The sequence below is a fragment of the Leifsonia sp. 1010 genome, from assembly GCF_031455295.1.
GTDB lineage: Bacteria > Actinomycetota > Actinomycetes > Actinomycetales > Microbacteriaceae > Leifsonia.
Map to the genome: position 1 here is coordinate 2,196,195 of NZ_JAVDSL010000001.1, position 15,383 is coordinate 2,211,577.

At 69.5% G+C, this 15,383-nt stretch carries 15 protein-coding genes; 10 read left to right on the plus strand and 5 right to left on the minus strand.

Annotated elements, in window-relative coordinates:
- Window positions 1-99: 99 nt before the first annotated feature.
- Window positions 100-699 (minus strand): DNA-3-methyladenine glycosylase I, encoded by a 600-nt coding sequence (locus tag J2Y42_RS10635; RefSeq protein ID WP_309857928.1) that lies wholly within the window; start codon window positions 697-699, stop codon window positions 100-102.
- Entirely contained in the window at window positions 696-1,193 is a 498-nt protein-coding gene (locus J2Y42_RS10640; RefSeq protein ID WP_309857932.1) for a methylated-DNA--[protein]-cysteine S-methyltransferase, read from the minus strand. The genes J2Y42_RS10635 and J2Y42_RS10640 overlap by 4 nt, the downstream gene beginning before the upstream one ends.
- A 143-nt stretch (window positions 1,194-1,336) precedes the next feature.
- On the opposite strand from J2Y42_RS10640, the gene J2Y42_RS10645 reads away from it, so the two are divergent.
- From J2Y42_RS10645 to J2Y42_RS10660, 4 genes are read left to right on the plus strand one after another with little or no spacing between them, the layout of a single operon-like run.
- A complete protein-coding gene (locus tag J2Y42_RS10645; RefSeq protein ID WP_309857935.1) occupies window positions 1,337-2,308 on the plus strand; it encodes an aldo/keto reductase in 972 nt (323 codons plus the stop codon).
- A 54-nt stretch (window positions 2,309-2,362) separates the two neighbouring features.
- On the plus strand, window positions 2,363-2,995 hold the full coding sequence (locus J2Y42_RS10650) for a TetR/AcrR family transcriptional regulator (protein WP_309857937.1): 633 nt from the start codon (window positions 2,363-2,365) through the stop codon (window positions 2,993-2,995).
- On the plus strand, window positions 2,986-4,719 hold the full coding sequence (locus tag J2Y42_RS10655; RefSeq protein ID WP_309857939.1) for an ABC transporter ATP-binding protein: 1,734 nt from the start codon (window positions 2,986-2,988) through the stop codon (window positions 4,717-4,719). Before J2Y42_RS10650 ends, J2Y42_RS10655 begins: the two co-directional genes overlap by 10 nt.
- An 11-nt stretch (window positions 4,720-4,730) precedes the next feature.
- The gene (locus J2Y42_RS10660) at window positions 4,731-6,704 is read left to right on the plus strand and encodes an ABC transporter ATP-binding protein (RefSeq protein WP_309857941.1); all 1,974 of its coding nucleotides are present in this window, start codon (window positions 4,731-4,733) and stop codon (window positions 6,702-6,704) included.
- Between the two features lie 13 nt (window positions 6,705-6,717).
- On the opposite strand, the gene J2Y42_RS10665 is transcribed toward J2Y42_RS10660, so the two are convergent.
- Window positions 6,718-7,509: a DUF1206 domain-containing protein gene (locus J2Y42_RS10665; RefSeq protein WP_309857943.1), complete on the minus strand. Its 792-nt coding sequence runs from the start codon at window positions 7,507-7,509 to the stop codon at window positions 6,718-6,720.
- Between the two features lie 108 nt (window positions 7,510-7,617).
- Between J2Y42_RS10665 and nusA the strand changes: the two genes are divergently transcribed.
- From nusA to J2Y42_RS10690, 5 genes are all read left to right on the plus strand, one after another.
- Window positions 7,618-8,625 carry a transcription termination factor NusA gene (gene nusA, locus J2Y42_RS10670; protein WP_018190364.1) on the plus strand — a complete coding sequence of 336 codons (1,008 nt, stop codon included), beginning with the start codon at window positions 7,618-7,620 and terminating at the stop codon, window positions 8,623-8,625.
- A gap of 90 nt (window positions 8,626-8,715) precedes the next feature.
- Entirely contained in the window at window positions 8,716-8,967 is a 252-nt protein-coding gene (locus tag J2Y42_RS10675) for a YlxR family protein (protein WP_081626598.1), read from the plus strand.
- 103 nt (window positions 8,968-9,070) lie between these two features.
- On the plus strand, window positions 9,071-11,845 hold the full coding sequence (gene infB, locus J2Y42_RS10680; RefSeq protein WP_309857947.1) for a translation initiation factor IF-2: 2,775 nt from the start codon (window positions 9,071-9,073) through the stop codon (window positions 11,843-11,845).
- A gap of 57 nt (window positions 11,846-11,902) precedes the next feature.
- The gene (gene rbfA / locus J2Y42_RS10685; protein ID WP_309857949.1) at window positions 11,903-12,406 is read left to right on the plus strand and encodes a 30S ribosome-binding factor RbfA; all 504 of its coding nucleotides are present in this window, start codon (window positions 11,903-11,905) and stop codon (window positions 12,404-12,406) included.
- Window positions 12,407-12,438: 32 nt separating this feature from the next.
- Window positions 12,439-12,729 (plus strand): YciI family protein, encoded by a 291-nt coding sequence (locus J2Y42_RS10690; protein WP_309857951.1) that lies wholly within the window; start codon window positions 12,439-12,441, stop codon window positions 12,727-12,729.
- A gap of 12 nt (window positions 12,730-12,741) precedes the next feature.
- Here the strand turns inward: J2Y42_RS10690 and J2Y42_RS10695 are convergent, their stop codons facing one another.
- Entirely contained in the window at window positions 12,742-13,605 is an 864-nt protein-coding gene (locus tag J2Y42_RS10695; protein ID WP_309857955.1) for an A/G-specific adenine glycosylase, read from the minus strand.
- A gap of 39 nt (window positions 13,606-13,644) precedes the next feature.
- Here J2Y42_RS10695 and J2Y42_RS10700 point away from each other — a divergent pair, with 39 nt between their 5' ends.
- Complete coding sequence (locus J2Y42_RS10700) at window positions 13,645-14,229, plus strand: hypothetical protein (protein WP_309857957.1); 585 nt, start codon at window positions 13,645-13,647, stop codon at window positions 14,227-14,229.
- 8 nt (window positions 14,230-14,237) lie between these two features.
- On the opposite strand, the gene J2Y42_RS10705 is transcribed toward J2Y42_RS10700, so the two are convergent.
- Window positions 14,238-15,287 carry a 2-dehydropantoate 2-reductase gene (locus J2Y42_RS10705; protein ID WP_309857959.1) on the minus strand — a complete coding sequence of 350 codons (1,050 nt, stop codon included), beginning with the start codon at window positions 15,285-15,287 and terminating at the stop codon, window positions 14,238-14,240.
- Window positions 15,288-15,383 lie beyond the last annotated feature (96 nt).

The window sequence follows — 15,383 nt, forward strand, 5'->3', positions numbered from 1 at the left end:
GAGAATCCGGTGTCGGAGTCCATATCCGCCGTCGGCCCGACTCTCTCGGTCCTCTCTCGAGTTCCTCGATCGCGCCCGCGTCGATCACTCCTCCGCCGCTCATACCGCGCGGAAGCAGCCCTCGAAGTGATCGTCGACCATCCCGGTCGCCTGCATGAGCGCGTACATCGTGGTCGGGCCGACGAACCGGAATCCCCGGCGCCGGAGCTCCTTGCTGAGCGCGGTCGACTCGGCCGTCACGGCGGGGATCTCGCCCCATTCCCGTGGCCGGTGGCCCGTGCGCGGTCCGGGGGCGAAGCTCCACATGAGCTCTTCGAGCGGCACGTCGAGCTGCAGCACGGCGCGCGCGTTCGAGATGGTCGCCTCGATCTTGCCGCGGTGACGGATGATCCGGTCGTCTTGCAGCAGGCGCTGGACGTCGGCCTCGGCCATGGCGGCGACCTTCTCGGGGACGAATCCGAGGAAGGCCTCCCGGAAGGCCGGCCGTCGGCGCAGGATGGTGATCCACGAGAGCCCTGCCTGGAACCCTTCCAAGCAGAGCTTCTCGTAGAGTGCGCGCGGGTCGTGCTGCGGTCGGCCCCACTCCTCGTCGTGGTAGCGGCGGTACTCCGGATCGCTCGCCGACCAGGAGCAGCGGGCGACGCCGTCCTCGCCGACGACGAGGGCGGAGCGGGCGGGGGTCGTCGTCGTGTCGCTCATGCGGCCAGCAGGATCCCCTCGTGCTCGAGGAGCCAGATCTTGGTGGGGATGCCGTCGCCACCGCTGTAGCCGGTGACCCGTCCGCTGGAGGAGAGCACGCGGTGGCAGCCCACGATGATGGGCACGGGGTTCGCCCCGACCGCGCCGCCGATCGCCCGCCCGTAGCCGGCGTGACCGAGCGACGCGCCGAGCTCGCCATACGAGACGAAGGTGCCGAATTCGAGCGACGCCAGCCTCTCCCACACCGCCTGGCGGAACGGAGTGCCCTGCAGCCGGACCGGGACGTCGAACGTGCGCCGCGACCCGGAGAAGTACTCCTCCAGCTGAGCGGCCGCGTCGTCGAGCACGGGCGTGCTGCGTTCGGGATGGTCTTCGAGCGGGAGGTGCCCGGCCCGTTCGATGGAGAGCGACGTGACGGCCGTACCGTCGCTGGTCAGTTCGAGCCGCCCGATGGGGCTCGTGGTGCGGAGGAGATAGGCGAAGGAACTGCTCATGGGACGACTCTAGGGCGCTCCACCGACGCCCACTCGCGGGAATCGGACATCGGGGGATAACGTGGCGCGCTCCCGATCTGTGGACGGTTTCGCGCTCTCCATACGCCTCCGCGCCCGGCCGGCGTCCTGCCTAGACTCGACGCATGGCGAACATCGAATACCGCACCCTCGGCCCTTCCGGCCTCGTCGTCTCCACCATCGGCCTCGGCTGCAACAACTTCGGCCGGAAGGACACCGTCACCGAGACGCAGGAGGGCACCGACGCGGTGATCGGCGCCGCGATCGATGCCGGCGTGACGCTGTTCGACACCGCCGATATCTACGGTTCCGAACGCGGGCTGTCCGAGACGCTGATGGGCAAATCGCTCGAGGGCAAGCGCGACCGCATCGTCCTCGCCACGAAGTTCGGGATGGACATGGCCGGTCTCAACGGACCCGACTGGGATGCGCGCGCCTCCCGCCGCTACATCCGCCTCGCGGTCGAGAGCTCGCTCCGCCGGCTCCGCACCGACTGGATCGACCTCTACCAGCTGCACCGCCCCGACCCCGTGACGCCCATCGAGGAGACCCTCGCGACGCTCGACGATCTGATCACCGAGGGGAAGATCCGCTACATCGGCCACTCCAACCTGTCGGGGTGGCAGATCGCCGAGGCCGAGTTCACCGCCCGACTCATCGGGCACCCGAAGTTCATCTCCGCGCAGAACGAGTACAGCCTTCTCGCGCGTGATGTCGAGCGGGAGGTGCTCCCGGCCGTGAACCGCTACGGTCTTGGCTTCCTGCCGTTCTTCCCCCTCTACAACGGCCTGTTCACGGGCAAGTTCACGCGCGAGGGCGGCCCCGCCGACAGCCGGATCATGCACATCCGCCGTCACCTGCTCGACGAGGCGCCTTGGGACAGGATCGAGCGCTACCAGGCGTTCTGCGATGAGCGCGGCGTCACGATGCTGGCCGCGACCTTCGCCTGGCTGCTCGCCCAGCCGGGGCTGTCGAGCGTCATTGCGGGGGCGACGAAACCGGAGCAGATCGTCGCGAACGCCGAGGCGGCGACCGCGTGGAAGCCGACGGCGGAGGAGGTCGCCGAGATCGGGGAGATCTTCGCTCCAGCGGGCTGAAATCGCGTGAGAAAAACCTTGTGAGTGAGCACTCACTCCGGGTAGAGTCGCCGCGTGACGAACGACGCAGCGACAGAAGCCCAGCCGCGCTCGCGCGCGCAGCCGATGGCGGTGGACGACCGCAAGGCGATGATCATCGACGCGGTCATCCCGCTGCTGCTCGAGCACGGGCGCGGGATGACGTCACGCCAGATCGCCGAGGCCGCCGGCATCGCCGAAGGCACCATCTTCCGCGCCTTCGGTGACAAGGAGACGCTCGTGCAGGCGGCGATCGAGAAGTACCTCGATCCGGAGCCGCTGCGCGAGGCGCTCCGCAGCATCGACCCAGCGCTCCCGCTGGAGAACAAGATGCGCGCGATCCTGTACCTGCTGCGCGAGCGCTTCCAGAGCGTCATGCGGATCATGCCCGTCATCGGCGCACAGCGCCCGCCTGTGCCGCAGGAGCGCGGCGAGTTCGCCCGCATCATCGCCCGGATCCTGGAGCCGGAGGCCGGTGAGCTCAACTGGCCGCCGGAGCGGGTCGCCCACCTGCTGCGGCTGATCAGCTTCTCCTCCGCGTTCCCCGCGCTCAACGAGGGCATCGAGTTCAGCATCGACGACCTCGCCCGGATGACGCTGGTCGGCGTCGCCGGGACCTCGCCCCACGTTCTCTTCCCGTCATCCGACACGGAGGCATCATGCTCCTGAGACTGCTCGGCCGGTTCCTCCGGCCGCACTGGCCGCTACTGATCGGGGTGATCGTCTTCCAGCTGGCGCAATCGCTGCTCTCGCTATGGCTGCCGACCCTCAACGCCGACATCACCGACAACGGCATCGCCAAGGGCGACACCGGATACATCATGGCCGTCGGCGCCGAGATGCTCGGCGTGACGCTGGTGCAGGTCGCCTGCGCCATCACCGCCGTCTACTTCGGCGCCAAGGTCGCGATGCTCGTCGGCCGTGACCTGCGCGAGGCGATCTTCCACCGGGTCGGGGAGTTCTCGGAGCGCGAGGTGTCGTCCTTCGGTGCGCCCTCGCTGATCACCCGCAACACCAACGACGTCCAGCAGGTGCAGATGCTGGTGATGATGACGTGCACGCTGCTCGTCTCGGCGCCCATCCTCGCGGTCGGCGGGATCGTGCTGGCGATGCAGCAGGACATCGACCTGTCGTGGCTCATCGCCGTGAGCGTCCCGGCGCTGCTGGTCGCGGTGAGCATCATCATCGCGCGCATGGTGCCGCTGTTCCGACGCATGCAGGACAGGATCGACCGCGTCAACCGCGTGCTCCGCGAGCAGCTGACCGGCCTCCGCGTGGTGCGCGCGTTCGTGCGCGAACGCGTCGAGACCGACCGGTTCCGGCTCGCGAACGACCAGGTGACCGAGACGGCGCTCAAGGCGGGCCGGCTGTTCGCCCTGATGTTCCCGATCGTGATGCTCGTGCTCAACGTGTCGAGTGTCGCGGTGATCTGGTTCGGCTCGTTCCGCGTTCAGGACGGTTCGCTCCAGGTGGGCACGCTGACGGCGTTCCTGCAGTACCTCATGCAGATTCTCATGGGCGTCATGATGTCGACGATGATGGCGGTGCTCGTGCCGCGCGCCTCGGTGTGCGCCGACCGCATCGGCGAGGTGCTCGGCACGGAGCCGTCCGTTCGTGCCTCCGACAGCCCGGTCACCGAGGTGGAGGCGCACGGAACGGTGGAGTTCGTCGACGTCGGCTTCTCGTATCCCGGCGCCGAGCATCCCGTGCTCACCGACATCACCTTCCTCGCCGAGGCGGGGCGGACGACCGCCATCATCGGCAGCACCGGCGCGGGCAAGACGACGCTGGTGAACCTCATCCCGCGCCTGTTCGATGCGACGAGCGGGATCGTGCTGGTCGACGGTGTGGATGTCGCGGACCTCGACCCGGAGGTGCTGTGGTCCCGCATCGGGATCGTGCCGCAGCGCCCCTACCTGTTCTCGGGCACGGTGGCGTCGAACCTGCGCTACGGCAATCCGGATGCCACCGACGACGAACTCTGGCACGCCCTCGAGGTGGCGCAGGCGCGCGACTTCGTCGAGGCGATGCCGGAGGGACTCGACGCCCCGATCGCGCAGGGCGGCACCAACGTCTCCGGCGGTCAGCGGCAGCGGCTCGCGATCGCTCGCGCTCTGGTCAGGAAGCCGGAGATCTTCGTCTTCGACGACTCCTTCTCGGCGCTCGACACCGCGACCGACGCGCGGCTCCGTGCGGCGCTCGCACAGGATGTGACCGACGCGACCATGATCGTGGTCGCCCAGCGGGTGTCCACCATCGTGGACGCCGACCAGATCATCGTCCTCGACGACGGCCGGGTGGTCGGTCGCGGGACGCACGACGAACTCCTCGAGACCAACGAGACTTACGCCGAGATCGTCTCGTCGCAGCTCGCGGCTCAGGATGCGGCATAGGGAGAAGCGGGATGAGCGACAAGACGACGACGCCCGAGCGGCCGGCCGGCCCTCCGATCCGGCGCGGACCCGGCGGGGGAGGACCGTTCGCCGGATTCGGCATGCCCGTGCAGAAGTCGATGAACTTCGGCCCGAGCGCGAAGCGCCTGCTCGGCCGCCTCCGCCCGGAGAGGCTGCCGCTGGTCGCGGTGACGCTGCTCGCGGTGGTGTCCGTGACGTTCGCGGTGCTCGGGCCCAAGCTGCTCGGCAACGCGATCAACCTGGTCTTCGCCGGTGCCCTCTCCCTGCAGTTCCCGAAGGGCGAGACGCAGGCGCAGGTCATCGCCGGCCTGCGCGCCAAGGGCCAGGACCAGTACGCTGACCTGCTCTCCGGCACGACCTTCACGCCCGGCGCGGGCATCGACTTCACCGCGGTCGGCCAGACCCTGCTCTGGGTGCTCGCGCTGTACATCCTGTCGTCGGTGTTCAGCTACCTGCAGGCGTACGTGCTCAACGGCGTCACGCAGCGCACGGTCTACCGCCTGCGCTCGGACGTGGAGGACAAGCTGCACCGCCTCCCGTTGAAGTACTTCGACGGGATGCAGCGGGGAGAGCTGCTGAGCCGGGTCACGAACGACATCGACAACATCTCGCAGTCGCTGCAGCAGACGATGAGCCAGTTGCTCACGTCGCTGCTGACGGTCGTCGGAGTGGTCGTGCTGATGTTCGTCATCTCGCCGCTCCTCGCGCTGATCGCGCTCATCACCATCCCGCTGACCCTGGTCATCACCACGATCATCGCGAAGCGCTCGCAGAAGCTCTTCGTCGCCCAGTGGCGGCACACCGGCGAGCTGAACGGCCAGATCGAGGAGGCGTTCACCGGTCACTCGCTGGTCAAGGTGTTCGGCCGCCACCGCGAGGTCGAGGCCCGGTTCCGCGAGAAGAACCAGGAGATGTACCGGGCGAGCTTCGGCGCCCAGTTCATCTCGGGCATCATCATGCCGGCGATGATGTTCGTCGGGAACCTGATGTACGTCGCCATCGCGGTGGTCGGCGGACTGCAGGTGGCGAGCGGCGCGATGCAGCTCGGTGACGTGACGGCGTTCATCCAGTACTCCCGGCAGTTCACGCAGCCGCTCACCCAGCTCGGGTCGATGGCGAACCTGCTGCAGTCGGGCGTCGCGAGCGCCGAGCGCGTTTTCGAGCTGCTGGACGCCGACGAGCAGTCTCCCGACCCGCGCGAGCCGGAGAGTCCAGCCGGCACCAAGGGCCTCCTGACGTTCGAGGACGTCTCGTTCCGCTACGTGGAGGACACCCCGCTGATCGAGGACCTGTCGCTGGTGGCCCAGCCCGGGCAGACCGTGGCGATCGTCGGACCGACGGGCGCCGGCAAGACCACGCTCGTGAACCTGATGATGCGCTTTTACGAGTTGGACGGCGGACGCATCACCCTGGACGGCGTCGACATCGCCTCGATGAGCAGGCACGACCTGCGGAGCCGCATGGGGATGGTGCTGCAGGACACCTGGCTGTTCAAGGGCACCATCCGCGACAACATCCTCTACGGCCGCCCGGACGCGACAGAGGAGGAGGTGCTGGATGCGGCGCGCGCGACCTACGTCGACCGTTTCGTCCACTCGCTGCCCGACGGCTACGACACCATCCTCGACGACGAGGGATCGAACATCTCTGCAGGGGAGAAGCAGCTGCTCACGATCGCGCGGGCCTTCCTTGCGCGGCCGAGCGTGCTCATCCTCGACGAGGCGACCTCGTCCGTCGACACCCGCACCGAGCTGCTCGTGCAGAAGGCGATGAGCGCGCTGCGGGCCGACCGGACGTCGTTCGTCATCGCGCACAGACTCTCCACGATCCGCGACGCCGACCTCATCCTGGTGATGGAGGCTGGGCGCATCGTGGAGCAGGGAACGCACGCCGAGCTGCTGGCGCGCGGCGGCGCGTACTACTCGCTCTACAACGCGCAGTTCGCCGGGGCGGCGGACGAGTAGGGGTCTGTGCCGATCACGGCTCCGCGAGGCGGGACGCGTACGCGCGCACGCACCAGAAGACGCCGTACGCGATCAGGCCGAGGGCGATGAGGATGAGGAGGACGACGCCGAACGGGACCTCGGTGAGCGCCTTCAGGCTGCCGTCGAGTCCGCCCGCCTTCTCGGGGTCGGACGTGAAGGCGCCGAAGACGACCAGACCGCCGACGATCACCAGGGCGACGCCCTTGGAGACGTAGCCGACGCGGCCCAGCGTCGTCGTGACGGTCGCCCAGCGGTTCGGCGGGAGGCGCAGGTCGCGCTCGAACCTGTGGGTCAGGCCGTTCACGGCGAAGACGACGCCGACGACCACGATCGCGATCCCGATGCCGGCGAGGAGGAAGACTCCGCCGGGCGTCGCCAGCAGCTTCGCGCTCATCGACTTCTCGGAGGTGGACGCATCCTGCCGGCCGCCGGACGCGATGGAGATCGCGATGCCCGCGAGGGCGGCGTACACGACGCACTTGGCGACCTCCGTCACCTTCTGGCCCGGCTTGTGCGCGGTGATCGCCTGCAGGATCTGCCAGGCCGCCAGGAAGATGAGCCCCACGATCACGGCCCACAGCACGAAGAGGCCGCCGGGCACGGCGACGAGCGCCTGCAGGGCACCGGACTGGTCGGCATCCCCGCCCGATCCGAACGCGACGGCCAGCGCGATGACGCCGATCAGGATGTGCAGGATGCCGATGGCGGCGAGGCCGACGCGGGCGAGACCGCGCACGAGCGGATGGCGTTCGACCCGGGAGGCGACCCGGCTGGGGGAGGTCATGGCGTGAACGCTACCCGGCGTTCACGCGTTCGGGAATCTCGGGTACCGTAGAGGACTGAGTCCGCCGCGCCGTCACGCGGCGGCGAGATCTGAATAGAGGAGGCCGGCATGGACATCGACCTCAGCGTCTTGCGTCTCATGGAGCGCGAGAAGGAGATCCCCTTCGATGAACTGGTGCAGATCATCGAACAGGCCATCCTGACCGCTTACCTGAAGCACACGAACCAGGCCGATCACCGTCACGGTCACAGCGACCAGCCGCCGGCCGCACGGGTGCACCTCGACCGCAAGACGGGGCATGTCACGGTTTACGTGCCCGAGCGCGACGAAGAAGGCAACGTCATCGGCGAGGCCGAGGACAGCCCGAGCGACTTCGGCCGCATCGCGGCCTTCGCGGCCAAGCAGGTGATCAACCAGCGGCTGCGCGACATCGCGGACGACGCCGTGCTCGGCGAGTTCCGCGGACGCGAGGGCGACATCGTCGCCGGCGTCATCCAGCAGGGACCGAACCCCCGCATGATCCACGTCGACCTGGGAACGGTGGAGGCCATCCTCCCGCCGGAGGAGCAGGTGCCGGGCGAGGAGTACACGCACGGTTCGCGCATCCGCGTCTACGTCACGAGCGTCACCAAGGGGCCGAAGGGTCCGTCGATCACCGTGTCGCGCACGCACCCGGCGCTCGTCCGGAAGCTGTTCGCGCTGGAGGTCCCGGAGATCGCCAGCGGCGTCGTCGAGATCGTGTCGCTCGCCCGCGAGGCCGGGCACCGCACGAAGATGGCGGTCCGGGCGACCGAGCCGGGAGTGAACGCCAAGGGCGCGTGCATCGGCGAGCTGGGTCAGCGCGTCCGCGCGGTGACCGCCGAGCTCAACAACGAGAAGATAGACATCGTCGACTACTCGCCGGACCTCGCGACGTTCGTGTCGAGCGCGCTGTCGCCCGCGAAGGTGACCAGTGCGTTCGTCATCGACGAGTCGCTCAAGGCCGTCCGCGCGCTCGTGCCCGACTACCAGCTGTCGCTCGCGATCGGCAAGGAGGGTCAGAACGCTCGCCTGGCGGCGAAGCTGACGGGCGCGAAGATCGACATCCAGCCCGATTCGATCCTCGACCGCGATTGAGTTCTGCCAGTTGGAATGCGGTTGCATTCCACAGCGTTATTGACGACGCGGGTTCCTGTCCGTTCGGCGCGCGCCGTCGGGAGGAGTAGGATGGAACCCGTCAGAACGTGCGTCGGATGCCGTTCTCGCGCTCCCCGGTCCTCTCTTCTGAGGATCGTCGCCCAGGATTCGGAACTCGTGGTGGACCCGTCCGCCACCCGGCCGGGGCGAGGTGCGTGGCTGCATCCGGTCGAGGAGTGTCTCGAACTCGCACTGAAGCGCCGGGCCTTCGGGCGGGCGCTTCGGGTGGAGGGGACGCTCGACACCGCGACCATCCGGTCGCAATTCATTAGAACAGGCTGAAGAAGTTGACTTCACATGAGTGACAACCGATGAGTGTCTCGAAATGAGATCCGTCCGCTATTAACGCCTGCCCCTGTCTGGGGTGGGCCCAGACAGGAGAATTGTGGCTGCAAAACCACGCGTACATGAGGTCGCGAGCGAGCTCGGCGTCGACAGCAAGGTCGCGCTCGCGAAGCTCAAGGAGATGGGCGAGTTCGTCAAGGGACCGTCCTCGAGCATCGAGCCCCCGGTAGCACGCAAGCTGCGTGCCGCGCTGGAGGCCGAGGGTGCGAAGCCGTCCGCCGAGAAGGCGACCGCTACCGCCCCGAAGGCGCCGTCGCAGGCGCCGCGTCCGGCCGCGCCGCGTCCGCCGCAGGCGCCCGCCGCCGCGACCGAGACGGATGCCGGGCCCAAGCCTCAGGCGCCGATGTCGGTCGCCGAGCGTCAGGCCGCGGCTGAGAAGGCCGCCGCAGAGAAGGCTGCTGAGAAGGCGGCGGAGAAGGCCGCTTCGAGCGCGCCCGCCGCGGGCGCCCCGGCGACCCCGGACGCCGTCAAGCCGAGCTCCGCGCCCCGCCCCGGCGGCGGTGGCATCCCGCGCCCGAGCGCCCCGCGCCCCGGCAACAACCCGTACTCGTCGAACCAGGGCATGGGCCAGCGCACGCCGCGTCCGGGCAACAACCCGTTCTCGTCGTCGCAGGGCATGGGACAGCGTCCCTCGCCCGGCAACATCCCGCGTCCGACCCCGCCGCGTCCCGGCGCCCCGCGCATCGGCGCACCCGGTCAGGGTGGCGGCAACCGTCCCGGCCCGCGTCAGGGCGGCGGCGGTCGTCCCGGCTTCCAGCAGCGCCCCGGCACCGGTGGCGGTGCAGGAGCAGGCGCAGGCGGCGGCTTCCAGCGTCCCGGCGGCGGCTTCGGCGGCCCGCGCCCCGGTGGTGGCGGCGGTCGTGGTCGTGGACCGGGCGGCGGCACGGCCGGTGCGTTCGGCCGCGGTGGCGGCAAGAGCAAGGCCCGCAAGTCGAAGCGCGCGAAGCGTCAGGAATTCGAGATGCGGGAGGCCCCGTCGCTGGGCGGCGTGACCGTTCCCCGCGGCAACGGCGACACCGTCATCCGACTGCGTCGCGGCTCGTCCATCTCGGACTTCGCCGACAAGATCGACGCGAACCCCGCGTCGCTGGTCACCGTCCTCTTCCACCTGGGCGAGATGGCGACCGCGACCGAGTCGCTCGACGAGGCCACCTTCGAGGTGCTCGGCGAGGAGCTCGGCTACAAGATCCAGGTCGTCTCGCCCGAGGACGAGGACAAGGAGCTCCTGGAGGGCTTCGACATCGACCTCGACGGCGAGCTCGCCGGCGAGTCCGACGAGGACCTCGAGATCCGGCCACCGGTCGTCACCGTCATGGGTCACGTCGACCACGGTAAGACGCGCCTGCTCGACGCCATCCGCAACGCGAACGTCGTCGCGGGCGAGGCCGGCGGCATCACCCAGCACATCGGTGCGTACCAGGTGTGGACGGAGCACGAGGGCATCGAGCGTGCCATCACCTTCATCGACACCCCGGGTCACGAGGCGTTCACCGCCATGCGTGCCCGTGGTGCGCAGGTCACCGACATCGCGATCCTCGTGGTCGCGGCGGACGACGGCATCATGCCGCAGACCATCGAGGCGCTGAACCACGCCCAGGCGGCGAACGTGCCGATCGTGGTCGCGGTGAACAAGATCGACAAGCCGGAGGCCAACCCGGCCAAGGTGCGCCAGCAGCTCACCGAGTTCGGCCTGGTGGCGGAGGAGTACGGCGGCGACGTCATGTTCGTGGATGTGTCCGCGCGCAACGACATCGGCATCCAGGACCTGCTCGACGCCGTCCTGCTGACCGCCGACGCCGGTCTGGACCTCCGCGCCAACCCGAACAAGGACGCCCGCGGTGTCGCCATCGAGGCGAAGCTCGACAAGGGCCGCGGCGCCGTGGCGACCGTGCTCATCCAGTCCGGAACGCTCCGGGTGGGCGACGCGATCGTGGCGGGCACCGCCTACGGCCGCGTGCGTGCCATGGCCGATGAGAACGGCGAGGCCGTCTTCGAGGCAGCCCCGTCGCGTCCGGTCCAGGTGCAGGGTCTCTCCAGCGTCCCGCGCGCCGGTGACGTGTTCCTCGTCACCGAGGAGGACCGCACCGCCCGCCAGATCGCCGAGAAGCGTGAGGCCGCGGAGCGCAACGCGCAGCTGGCGAAGGCCCGCAAGCGCATCTCGCTCGAGGACTTCACCCGGGCCCTGGAGGAGGGCAAGGTCGAGGCGCTCAACCTCATCATCAAGGGCGACGTGTCCGGTGCCGTGGAGGCGCTGGAGGAGTCGCTCATGAAGATCGAGGTCGACGACTCGGTCAGCCTGCGCATCCTGCACCGCGGCGTCGGCGCGATCACCGAGTCGGACATCGACCTGGCGACCATCGACAACGCGATCGTGATCGGCTTCAACGTCCGCCCGGACGTGAAGGCGCGCGAGCGTGCGGCCCGCGAGGGTGTGGATGTGCGCTTCTACTCGGTCATCTACAACGCGATCGAGGACATCGAGAACTCGCTGAAGGGCATGCTCAAGCCCGAGTTCGAAGAGGTCCAGTCCGGTGTCGCCGAGATCCGCGAGGTGTTCCGCTCCTCGAAGTTCGGCAACATCGCCGGTGTCATCGTCCGCTCCGGGACGATCACGCGAAACGCCAAGGCGCGGGTCATCCGCGACGGCGTCGTGGTGGGGGACAACCTTGCCATCGAGTCGCTGCGCCGGTTCAAGGACGACGTCACCGAGGTCCGTACGGACTTCGAGGCCGGTATCGGTCTCGGGAAGTACAACGACATCCAGATCGGCGACGAGATCGAGACGACCGAGCTTCGCGAGAAGCCTCGAGTCTGATTCGAGAGATGGCCGGTGGCTTCGCCACCGGCCATCTTGTCTGAAAGGAGCACAACCATGGCTGATCCGGCACGCGCGAGGAAGCTCGCGGACAGGATCAAGGAGATCATCGCGAAGCGGCTCGATCGCGGTCTCCGCGACCCGCGCCTCGGCTTCGTCACGATCACGGACGTCCAGGTGACCGGCGACCTGCAGCACGCCACAGTGTTCTACACGGTGTACGGCACCGAGCAGGAGCGCGACGACAGCGCCGCCGCTCTCAAGGCCGCCACCGGGATGCTGCGCAGCGAGGTCGGCAAGAACATCACCGCCCGGCTCACGCCGACGCTGGAGTTCCAGCTCGACGCGATCCCCGAGAACGCCGCGCAGATCGAGAACCTGCTCCGCGAGGCGCGCCAGCGGGATGAGGAGGTCGCGGGGCTCGCAGCAGGCGCGAGCTACGCCGGCGACGAGGACCCGTACGTCAAGCCACGCGAGTTCGAGGACGACGACGAGGACTTCGACGACGACGAGGACTTCGACGAGACCGAGGGCGCCGACGAGGCGGACGACAAGCACTGACGACCGCACCGGGTCGGCTCTAGGCTGACGGCATGTTCGCCGTCACGTTCTACGATGCCGACCCGGACGCGTCTCCGGAGCACTTTCAGCGTCTCGTCGAGACGTACCCCCGCCATCGCGCCTACCTCGATCAGTTCGCGACCGAAGGCGAGGTGCTGATGATCGGCACCTTTGGCGACCCGGCCACGCAGGGCTCCATGGCGATCTTCCGCAGCCGGGAGGCGGCGGAGCGCTTCCTGGAGGGCGACCCGTTCGTCACCGAGGGCCTGGTGCACAGGGTGCGCATCCAGGACTGGGACCCGCTCGTCTTCTCCGGGAGCTGACCCCCGACAGGCTTACGGCAGGGTGTACCCGCCCTCGGCCGCGACGGCGAGTCCATCGGCGAGCAGCCCGGCCAGCGCGCGGTCGCGCTGGGCGGTATCGGGCCAGACGGTCTCGAGCTCGGCCGCGGTCACCGGGATATGCGACGCCCGGAGCTCGGCGAGGATGCGTCCGCGCACCTGCCGGTCGCTGCCCTCGTAGCGCTTCTGCACGGCCTTCTTCGGGCCGTCGTACGCGGGGTAGCCGGCCTGGCGCCACGCACAGCGCGACGCGACCGGGCACTCGTCGCAGCGCGGCGATCGGGTGACGCAGACGATCGCGCCGAGCTCCATCATCCCGGCGTTGAACGCCGCGGCGGCCGACCGATCCTCCGGGAGCAGCGCCTCCATCGCGGCGAGGTCGCGCTTGCCGGGGGGGCCGGGTTCCGCCTGCCCGTCGATCGCTCGGGCGATGACGCGGCGGATGTTCGTGTCGACCACCGGGTGCCGGTTGCCGTAGGCGAAGACGGCGACGGCGCGTGCGGTGTAGTCGCCGATGCCGGGGAGCGCGAGCAGCGCATCCACGTCCTCCGGCACCACTCCGTCGTGCTGCTCGGTGATCGCGACGGCGGCCGCGTGCAGCCAGAGGGCGCGGCGCGGATAGCCGAGCGACTGCCAGGCGCGCACCGCCTCGCCGGGCGGCACAGCGGCGAGGGCTGCCGGGGTCGGCCAGCGGGTCAGCCACTCCTCGAGGCGCGGGATGACGCGGGAGACCGGCGTCTGCTGCAGCATGAACTCGCTGACGAGCGTGCCCCAGGCGGTGAAGCCGTCGCGTCGCCATGGGAGGTCGCGCCGGTTGGCGTGGTACCAATCCACCACCGTCCCGGCGAAGTCGTGCATGCATCGAGGCTAACCGGTGCGACAGCCTATGCTCGTCGCATGATGCTTCCACCGACGCCGCGGGTGCTGTTCCTGCGCTCGCTGGTCGGTGACATCCGTGCCGTCTCGCCGGTCGGGCGGGTGATCGTCGTGGTCGACGGGGGAACCGTGGGCGGCCCGTTCGCCGACGACCTCGCGGCGGTCTTCCGGGAGTCCGGTGCCGACACGTTCCGGGCGCGGCTGGCGGACTTCCACAACTCGCGGGCGTACCGCACGCGCCTCGGTCCCGAGACGGAGGAGAGCTACTACCGCGACTCCTACGACTACGTGACGCTGCGGCGCGTGCTGCTCGATCCGTTCCGCCTCGGCGGCAGTGCCGGGTTCCAGACCGCGGCCTTCGACGAGGAGCGGGATCAGCCGGTGGAGGCCCGCTGGCTGACCGCCGGGCAGGATGCGGTCCTCGTCGTCGACGGGGAGTTCGCCCTGCGTCCGACGTTGCGTGACGCCTGGAACGCCTCCATCCTGCTGGTGAACGCGCTGCAGGAGACGGTGTACCTCGATGATGCCCGTCCGCTGGCGCATGCCGATCACCTGGTGGACGACTCCGAGCCCGAGCTGCCGCTGCGGGTCGACCGCGCGCTCTGAGGCGGTGTTCAGGCCAGCAGGGGACCCATCCGCCCGGCGACCTGATCGGGCGTGAGGAAGACGCCCGTCCGCTCCACCTCGTGCACGAGGGCGGTGATCGCCGCGTTGACCGGCGCCTCGACTCCCGCGGTGCGGGCCTCGTCGACGACGGCGCCGTTCAGGTAGTCGATCTCGGTGAGCTGACCGCGGCGGATGCTCTGCAGCGTCGAGCCCGGGTTCGGGGTCGATCCCATCCTCCGCTTCATGAGCAGGGGGACGGCCTGGGCGGCCCAGCGCGGAGCCCGCGCGACCACGCGGAGGATGCGATCGTCGAGTCCCTGGATGCTCCCATAGCGCACCCCGCGCGCGTAGCCGACGCGGGTGGCCTCCTGAAGGCTCGCGGTCACGATGGGCCGCAGCCGCCGGTCGCCGAGCACCTGCTGGGCACTCAGACCGGTGACGGCCGGGAGGGCGTTGATCTGGTTGACCATGAGCTTCGTCCACTGGGCGCCGGTGAAGTTGTCGATCGCGAAGGCGGGCATCGCCGCGTCGAGGATGCGGGCGGCCTCGACGGCGGCGGTGGGCGGCGGGCCGTCTCCCTCGCCGAGGTACGTGTTCGCGGTCGTCGTGACCGAGACGCGGCCGGGGGAGAGGTAGCTCGCGGCGTACAGCGCGAGGGCGCCGACGCAGTCGGATCCGGGCAGCAGCTGCTCCGCCTCGCGGAGGCCGGCGAGGCCGTTCTGCACGATCACGACGGTGATGCCGTCGAGGGCGGCCGCGTTGGCGCGGATCGCGGCGGGCGCATCCTGGGCCTTGGTGGTGACGAAGGCCAGCTCCGGGCGGGTCTGGAGGGCCTCCGCGGCGGCGACCCGCGCGGTGTGAACTCCCCAGCCTCCGTCGAGCCGGAGGCCGCCGTCGCGGATGGCGGGGAGCTGCTCGCCGCGGGCCGTCACCTCGACCAGGTGGCCGACGCGGTCGAGGAGTGCCGCGATCGTTCCGCCGATGGCTCCCGCTCCGATCACGCCGATACGCACGCGCTCCAGCCTAACGGCGGCGACCCCCGACGATTCGTGGCGCATGTGTGGGATATCCCAGCGGGAAAACGAAATATAGAAGAATGTGTGGTGGGATGGCTGCGTTGGGCGCGGGTGGGGGGTCGGGGGGGCGGGGGGGTG